The organism is Nonomuraea sp. NPDC049400 (assembly GCF_044466425.1).
Lineage (GTDB): Bacteria > Actinomycetota > Actinomycetes > Streptosporangiales > Streptosporangiaceae > Nonomuraea.
In genome coordinates this window covers 24,433-31,240 of the sequence record NZ_JBITMP010000088.1, presented here as the reverse complement: position 1 = coordinate 31,240, position 6,808 = coordinate 24,433, and the positions used below count along the sequence as shown (strand labels likewise).

Below are 6,808 nucleotides of genomic sequence, written 5' to 3'. Positions count from 1 at the left end.
TTCGTCATGATGGACGCTCCCCCCGAAGCGTTAAGATGATCTACCTTGACTAATCTACCCGTAGTGATCGTTTCCACACTTAGAGTGATATCCCCCCCGCCGACCCTGTGGGGCTCAAAAATAGGATGCGGTGTCCGACCTGCCGGTTCTCGGGTGGCGTCAGCCGACTATTTGATCAGCTGGCGATCCGGTACTCGTTGATGAGGCCGCCGAGGATGGCTCTGCAGTGAACGCGGTGGTCGGCCAGGTCGATGGGGGTTGGCGGGCTTGTTTCGGCTTGTGATGGGGACAGCTGTCCGATGCCGCGGTGAGGTCGGGCCGTGTTGTAGTGCTGCAGGTAGCGGGTGAGGGTTCGGCGTAGATGGTGCTCGTTGTGATGAGCGTGCTGTCCAGGAGTTCGCGGCGTAGGGTGCCGATGATCCTTTCGCAGTGTGCGTTCGCTTTCGGGGCCTGCGGTGGGCTCTTGATGACCCGCAGGCCGGCGTCGGCGAAGACCGCGTCGAAGGCATCGGTGAATTGGCTGCCACGGTCGCGGATCAGGAACTTCAGCTTCGTCATGTCGGTGTCGGTGCTCATCAGGAAGTTGCGGGCGGCCTGGGCGGTCCATGGGCCGGTGGGGTTGGCGGTGATGCCGAGCAGGTGGGCGCGGCGGCTGCCATGTTCGAGCATGATCAGGGCATACAGGCGATTGAGGCTGACGGTGTCCACATGCATGAAGTCAACGGCGACGATGTGCTCGGCTTGGGTGGTCAGGAACTGCTTCCACGTTGGCCCGTTGCGGCGCGGAGCGGGGTCGATCCCAGCCGGGTTGAGGATGTTCCATACGGTGGAAGCAGAGATCTTGTGGCCGAGGTGGGTCAGTTCGCCATGGATGCGGCGGTGGCCCCACCCTGTGTTCTCCGCGGCCATGCGCAGGATGAGGGCCTTGACAGCAGCTGCGGTCGGTGGCCGTCCGGGATGGCGACGTTTGCTGTAGTCCCACTTCTTCGCCACGAGTTTGCGGTGCCAGGCCAGCAGCGTGGCCGGGGTTATCGGGAAGATCTTCCCCCAGCGCTGACGGGGTATCAAGTGCGAGAGCGCCGCGAACCACAGGCGATCGGCTGGGTGGTACCGCACCCGTGGGACCTGGCGGCGTAGGACCGCGTTCTGATGCCGAAGCACCAGCAGTTCCGCCTCCTTGGAGACATCGCGGCGTAGCAGAAGTGCGGGCAAGGACAGCAGGCGCCGGGCGATGGTGTACACCGTAGACAAGATCACGAAACATGATCCCAGGCGACCTGGGCTGGCTGCTCGACGCCCTCACCCTTCCGTCCCACCGGACGAGGGCCTCTGCGCTGGTAGTGATTCGAGTTATTGGGCCCCACAGGTTCAGCGGCGGCGCGCACAGGCGGCCGCCGCCTGGACCAGATGCCCGCGGCCGGACCTGATCAGTGCCCTGTGTGGGTGGGGATGGTGAGGTTCACCTGACTCTCGGTACCGGGTTTGACGATCACGAACTGCCCCATCATCCCCGAGTCCTCGTGGCGGAGGATGTGGCAGTGGTACATGTACGGCGAGGCAGGGTCGGTGAAGTCGCCGAACTGGACCGCGAGCCGCACGACGCTCTTGGCGGGCACGTAGACGGTGTCCTTGTAGCCGGTGGCGTAGGCGGGCGGCGGGGAGCCGTCCATCTCCAGCACCTGGAAGGCGACCTCGTGGATGTGGAAGTTGTGGGAGTAGACGTTGTTCTCGATCTCCCAGATCTCGATGGCGCCGGCGGGCACGACCTCGTCGATGCGCGCCATGTCCATCTCCTTGCCGTTGATGGCGTCGTGGCCGCTGAGTCTGAAGCGCCGTACCTTGGCATCGGCGGGCGTGGTGATGGGAGTCAGGGGGGCCAGGCGGGCGGGGACGTCAGGGGCCGGTTTGAGGTCCTTGGCGGCGATGAGCTTCAGCAGGTCGAAGTCGCCCTGGCCGATGTCGACGCCGTTGTCGGCGCTGCGCAGGACCACCTGCTCGCCGGGCGCGAAGGCCACGATGATCTCCGCGCGCTCGCCGGGGGTGAGGGAGAACTCCTCGACCTCGACCGGGGCGCCGAGCAGGCCGCCATCGTTGGCGATGACGTGGAAGCGGCGCTTGTCGGCGAAGGTCAGGTTGTACATCCGGGCGGTCGAACCGTTGAGCACGCGGAACCGCACCCGCTCGGTGGTGACGGTCAGGTGGGGGTTGTGGGTGCCGTTGACGAGGATGTGGTCGCCCAGGATGCCGAAGGTGCCCTTCAGCGGGTCGCCGTCGAAGGAGCCGTCGGCGGCAAACTTCTTGTCCTGCAGGATCAGCGGAAGTCGTCGACGCCGTACTCGGCGGGGAGATCGAGATCGAGGTCGTCGTCGACGATGAACATCCCGGCCAGGCCGCGGTAGACGTGCCGCGCCGTCGTGCCGTGAGGATGCGGGTGATACCACGAGGTGGCCGCGGGCTGGTCGATGGTCCAGCGCGGCGTCCAGACGGCGCCGGGCTGGATGGGCTGGTGCGGGCCGCCGTCCATCCGGGCCGGCAGGCGCATGCCGTGCCAGTGCACGGTGCTGACCTCCGGTAACCCGTTGCACACGGCCATGTGGACCTTGTCGCCGCGGCTGACCCGCAAGGTGGGACCGAGGAAGGCTCCGTTGAAACCCCAGGTGGGCGTCTGCTTGCCGGCCAGGATTTGCGTCCGGCCCGCCTGCATGGACAGGTCGAAGCGTCGTACGCCGTCCTTGCTCAACTCGGGGTGAAGAAGCGGCGGCACCCGCAGAGGATTGGCGAAGTCGAGTGCAGCCGCCGGAGACGAGGACCTGGCCTCGGAACCGGAGCCACAGGCCGCTGCCAAGCCGGACAGGGCGGCGACCGTGAGGAACTTACGTCGATGCACGATGGAATCCTGACGATATGTCCATGACGCCATTTCCGCCTTTGGTGGTGCGGGCATGCGGCGTCAGGGAAGACGCTGTACCGACCTTGATTATTAGCGGATAAGCAGAAATGGAACGAATCATCACGGCGGTCCGGCGTCACTCGAGGTCGAAGACCGCCTTGCCCCTCACGTGTCGGCCGCGCAGCTGAGGGGGTGCTGCTGTTTGAGGACCGGCGACCACCTCGAAGATCCCGGCGCTGGAGCGGCCCTCGTTCGCGAAGGTCGTCGCCGCCGCGCACCCCGGGGACGTCCTGACCGTCTCGGAGCTGTTCCGGCTGTGCCGCGACCTGATCGACATCCACGCCGTCCGCGACTGGTGCCAGGCCCGCGGCGTCGCCCTGCGCGTCCTGTCGGGACCACTGTCGAACTTCCATGACCTCGCGGCGAACGACGCCACGACAGCGCTGCTCATCAACGTGATCACCGCTGTGGGCAGTTCCAGCGCAACCTGCAGAACGAGCTGACCGCCGAAGGGATCGCCGCCGCTGAAGCCGAAGGTCGCTATCGCGGCCGGCCGCCCGCGCTGGCTGGCGCCCGACTTGAGGAGGTGCGGTCGGCGTTTCGCCGACCGCGGCACCTCGATCGCGGCTCTTGCCCGTGCGCATGAAGTGAGCCGGGCCGCCATCCGAACCGCACTGACCGGGCTACTGCCCGGCCAGCCGGGTCCGCCCTCGCTCATCCCGACCGAGGACCCTGCCGAAGCGTCCAGCTAAGTTACTCGCGGGTACCGCCAACGGCTGTCCGCAGGCTCTCAACCCCGGAACGGGTGCTGCGGCGGCTCCTGTACGACACCAACCGCCCGCGCACAGGAGATCCTCAGCCTCAACGCCGAGGACCTGGAGTTCCGCCGCGCCCGCGTCGTCTCCAAGGACGGCGCCATCGACCGCTTATGAAAGGGGGTTGATACTGGCAGAGATCGTTGATCGAGTGATCTGTATTCACTTGTGCGGGAAGATCGGTGGTCACTTTGAGTGGTCACCGGCGGCGTAACGGCTCCAAGGGCTTCCGACTGCCGCAGCCTGGCGTGTCGTGGCTTGAGGGGTGTAGCCGAGCATCTCGGCAACGATCGGGGCTGGAGCCTGCAGTACGAGCTGGCGCAGCGCGGCCTCCCTGGCGGCGCCGCTGGGGAAGTCGAGCAGCCGGAGTTCCTCCCGAATGGTGGCTGCGTTGAGGAGTTCTCGGGCGCTCTGGCCGGGGAAGAGCCAGCGGGCCCGCGGGTTGGCCGCAGTGTTCATGTTCGCCCGGGACTCGGCGAGTTGGAGGAGCAGGGCGGCGAACGGCTCGGGAACCGGGCAGGGTGGGTCGCCGAGTCGGAGGCGTACCTCGGTGTCGTTGATGCTGATGTCGTCGAGGGTCAGGCGCATGATGCGGGTGATGGGCTGGGCATAGAGGAGTACCAGGCAGGCGGTGACCCGGGCGCGTAGCGGCATCTGATCGTCGGTGGCTGCCCGGCGGATCAGCTCCAGACGGCGCCGCTGGGTCAGCGGTGCGGAGTTCCCGCGTGGCAGGGCGGGCAGGTCGAGGCGGGATATGTGATGGCTGTTCATGGCCCAGGTCAGGAAGGATGCGAGGGCCCTGCGTTGGGACTTGGGGTGGGTGGCGTGCCAAGCATCCAGGTCAGCTTGCCCGCACCGTGGTAGGTCGAGCCCTCGCTCATCGAGCCAGGCAAGGAAGACCCGGGCGTGGGCGAACTGCTCGCCGGTGAACTGTCGAGCGCTGGCGGTGAGGGGCTGGCGGGCGGCGCGGGCGCGCAGGGTGGGCAGGAGGTGCCAGGTGGCGAAGCGGCGCAGGAGCGGCTGGTGCGTGTGGCCGTCGAGCTCGGCGAGGCGGTGGGTGAGCCAGGTCTCGGTGTGCAGGAGTTGCTTGTCGACGACCGGGAGCACGCCGCAGGCCATCAGCAGGTCCCGCAGATGCCCCGGCCACGCGGCTGATCAAGCAGGCCAGCGTGGAGGGGCAGAGCGTCACGTTCGAGGACGCGAGCGGCGGCGCGGCCGGTTCGGGCGCGGCCGGCGCGCCGCCCAGCCTGGTGAGCTTGAAACGGTGGCGACGCCACGGCGTCAACCAGCAGCTGGATGCTCTGACACTCGCAGTTCACTCTTTGGTGGATCGGCAGGTCTGGATCACGCGGCCGGTCGGCGAGGTCCACGGTGCTGAATGTCACCCAGCTATCCGGGCCCGCGCCTGGTCCGCGCCGGCCGCCGCCTTGGCCTGTGTACTTCATATTGGGGAGCCGGCAGGGGATGGTGGCCGGGATCGTCTGCCCGTCAGCGTGCCGGTGTGAAGGGCGGGCGTCGGCACCATTGGTGGCGTGCCATCGCTTGGCGTCCGGCGCGTGGCCCTTCGCCTCCTCGGCGACCGCTTCGGTGATCGCCTCCACCTTGTCGCGGATGACACCAGCGACGAGGCGCTTGGCCAAGCCGGGGTTGATACGGGCTCTCGTTCCGCCATGGCGGAACGGTGCCTGCCACCTTGGCCTTCTGTCTTGCTTTGAGCTGCCCCGGGTTGGTTGGAGGCTCCCAAGACTGGAAGGCTGGGAGTCGTGCCCGCACCAAGGAAGTACCCCCAAGAGCTGCGTGACCGCGCCATCAAGATGGTGTTCGACCTGCGTGAGGAGACCGGAGGCAAGGCCGGGGCGATCGCCCGGGTGGCCGACCGGCTCGGCGTGCATCGCGAGGCGCTGCGTTCATGGGTACGGCAGGCGGAAATCGATGAGGGAAAGCGCTCGGGCACCACATCGAGCGATGCGCAGCGGATCGCGGAATTGGAGCGGGAAGTACGTGAGCTGCGCCGGGCCAACGAAATCCTCAAAGTGGCATCCGCCTATTTTGCCCGGGAACTCGACCCGAGACTGCCGCGCTAATCGAGTTCATTGACCTGCATCGGGATCGGTTCGGAGTGGAACCGATATGCGCGGTCCTGGAATTTGCCCCGTCCACCTATCACGAGGCGAAGCGACGCGAGCGCGAACCGTCGGCTCTTGCGTGTCGCGATGAGGAGTTGAAAGTCGAGATCATGCGTGTATGGGAAAACCCGGGCAGGAAGGTGTATGGGGCGCGCAAGGTCTGGCGTGAATTGAATCGTCAGGGAATCGAGGTGGCGCGGTGCACGGTCGAGCGGCTGATGCGCGATTTAGGTATCGAGGGCGCGTGCGCGCGCCGTAAGCGGCCCCGCACGACGCTGTCGGCCGGCGGGGTGCTGCCTGCTGACCTGCTGGAGCGGGACTTCGTTGCGCTGGCGCCGAACCGTCGGTGGGTGGCCGACCTGACGTACGTGGCGACTGCGTCGGGGTGGGTGTACACAGCGTTCGTGATGGATTTGTATTCGCGGATGATTGTCGGCTGGGAGGTTGCTGATAATTTGCGGGCGGATCTCGCGTTGTCGGCGCTTGAAATGGCGATCTGGTCGCGGCGTGAGGGGCCTGGATGGGGATCTGGTGCATCATTCCGATCGGGGTGTGCAACTCACACCTCCGATGCCTTCGGCCAGGTCCTGCACGAGTGCAGATACGCCCTTCGGTCGGGCGCACCGGTCAGTCCGACAACGCGATGGCCGAATCGTTCTTTTCCGCGTTGAAGAACGAATGGCTCAAACGGTACGTGTTCACCAGCCGGGCCAAGGCCAAGCAGCAGGTCATCCGCTACATCGAGGGGTTCTACAACCTCCGCAGACTGCATTCAGGACTCGGCTGCCGACCTCCGCTGGAGGTACTGAACGAGTACTACACACCGTTGATGGCCGCGTAGAGTCCACCGCAAGTTCCCCTGTCCGGAACGATCACGGCCCCTCACAGCCCCCGCGGGCGGCCCTCATAACCAGGATGCGGCGCAAGACCCTGGCGGTCTGCCGCCCCTGTCACGAGGGGTTCCTGTAGCCCCGGGG

9 protein-coding genes and 1 other annotated feature are annotated in these 6,808 nt (G+C 66.5%); of the genes, 4 read left to right on the top strand and 5 right to left on the bottom strand.

Features of this window, described 5'->3' with window-relative positions; genetic code table 11:
• Positions 1-159: 159 nt before the first annotated feature.
• The 3 genes from ACIBVN_RS57500 to ACIBVN_RS57490 all read right to left on the bottom strand — a co-directional run bounded on the left by ACIBVN_RS57500 (position 160) and on the right by ACIBVN_RS57490 (position 2,887).
• The gene (locus ACIBVN_RS57500) at positions 160-1,242 is read right to left on the bottom strand and encodes a hypothetical protein (protein ID WP_397150854.1); all 1,083 of its coding nucleotides are present in this window, start codon (positions 1,240-1,242) and stop codon (positions 160-162) included.
• Between the two features lie 185 nt (positions 1,243-1,427).
• Complete coding sequence (locus tag ACIBVN_RS57495; RefSeq protein WP_397150858.1) at positions 1,428-2,198, bottom strand: multicopper oxidase family protein; 771 nt, start codon at positions 2,196-2,198, stop codon at positions 1,428-1,430.
• A 113-nt stretch (positions 2,199-2,311) separates the two neighbouring features.
• Positions 2,312-2,887 (bottom strand): multicopper oxidase domain-containing protein, encoded by a 576-nt coding sequence (locus tag ACIBVN_RS57490; RefSeq protein ID WP_397150852.1) that lies wholly within the window; start codon positions 2,885-2,887, stop codon positions 2,312-2,314.
• Positions 2,888-3,117: 230 nt separating this feature from the next.
• Here ACIBVN_RS57490 and ACIBVN_RS57485 point away from each other — a divergent pair, with 230 nt between their 5' ends.
• Positions 3,118-3,393, top strand: a complete 276-nt coding sequence (locus tag ACIBVN_RS57485) for a recombinase family protein (RefSeq protein WP_397150856.1) — start codon at positions 3,118-3,120, stop codon at positions 3,391-3,393.
• A 498-nt stretch (positions 3,394-3,891) separates the two neighbouring features.
• Here ACIBVN_RS57485 and ACIBVN_RS57480 read toward each other — a convergent pair whose 3' ends face one another.
• Both ACIBVN_RS57480 and ACIBVN_RS57475 read right to left on the bottom strand, forming a co-directional pair.
• The gene (locus ACIBVN_RS57480) at positions 3,892-4,812 is read right to left on the bottom strand and encodes a hypothetical protein (RefSeq protein ID WP_397150850.1); all 921 of its coding nucleotides are present in this window, start codon (positions 4,810-4,812) and stop codon (positions 3,892-3,894) included.
• An 11-nt stretch (positions 4,813-4,823) separates the two neighbouring features.
• On the bottom strand, positions 4,824-5,345 hold the full coding sequence (locus ACIBVN_RS57475) for a hypothetical protein (protein ID WP_397150848.1): 522 nt from the start codon (positions 5,343-5,345) through the stop codon (positions 4,824-4,826).
• Between the two features lie 123 nt (positions 5,346-5,468).
• On the opposite strand from ACIBVN_RS57475, the gene ACIBVN_RS57470 reads away from it, so the two are divergent.
• From ACIBVN_RS57470 to ACIBVN_RS57460, 3 genes are all read left to right on the top strand, one after another.
• A complete protein-coding gene (locus ACIBVN_RS57470; RefSeq protein WP_397150846.1) occupies positions 5,469-5,789 on the top strand; it encodes a transposase in 321 nt (106 codons plus the stop codon).
• Positions 5,747-5,860, top strand: a sequence feature (AL1L pseudoknot). (Overlaps the previous gene by 43 nt.)
• Positions 5,825-6,502, top strand: a complete 678-nt coding sequence (locus ACIBVN_RS57465; protein ID WP_397150844.1) for an IS3 family transposase — start codon at positions 5,825-5,827, stop codon at positions 6,500-6,502. It overlaps the preceding feature by 36 nt.
• Positions 6,475-6,672, top strand: a complete 198-nt coding sequence (locus tag ACIBVN_RS57460; RefSeq protein WP_397150842.1) for an integrase core domain-containing protein — start codon at positions 6,475-6,477, stop codon at positions 6,670-6,672. The genes ACIBVN_RS57465 and ACIBVN_RS57460 overlap by 28 nt, the downstream gene beginning before the upstream one ends.
• The last annotated feature ends 136 nt before the right edge of the window (positions 6,673-6,808 follow it).

Bases quoted from the DNA above. Each gene is read 5' to 3' on its own strand.
- ACIBVN_RS57460 (WP_397150842.1), top strand. From the start codon at position 6,475: ATGGCCGAATCGTTCTTTTCCGCGTTGAAGAACGAATGGCTCAAACGG.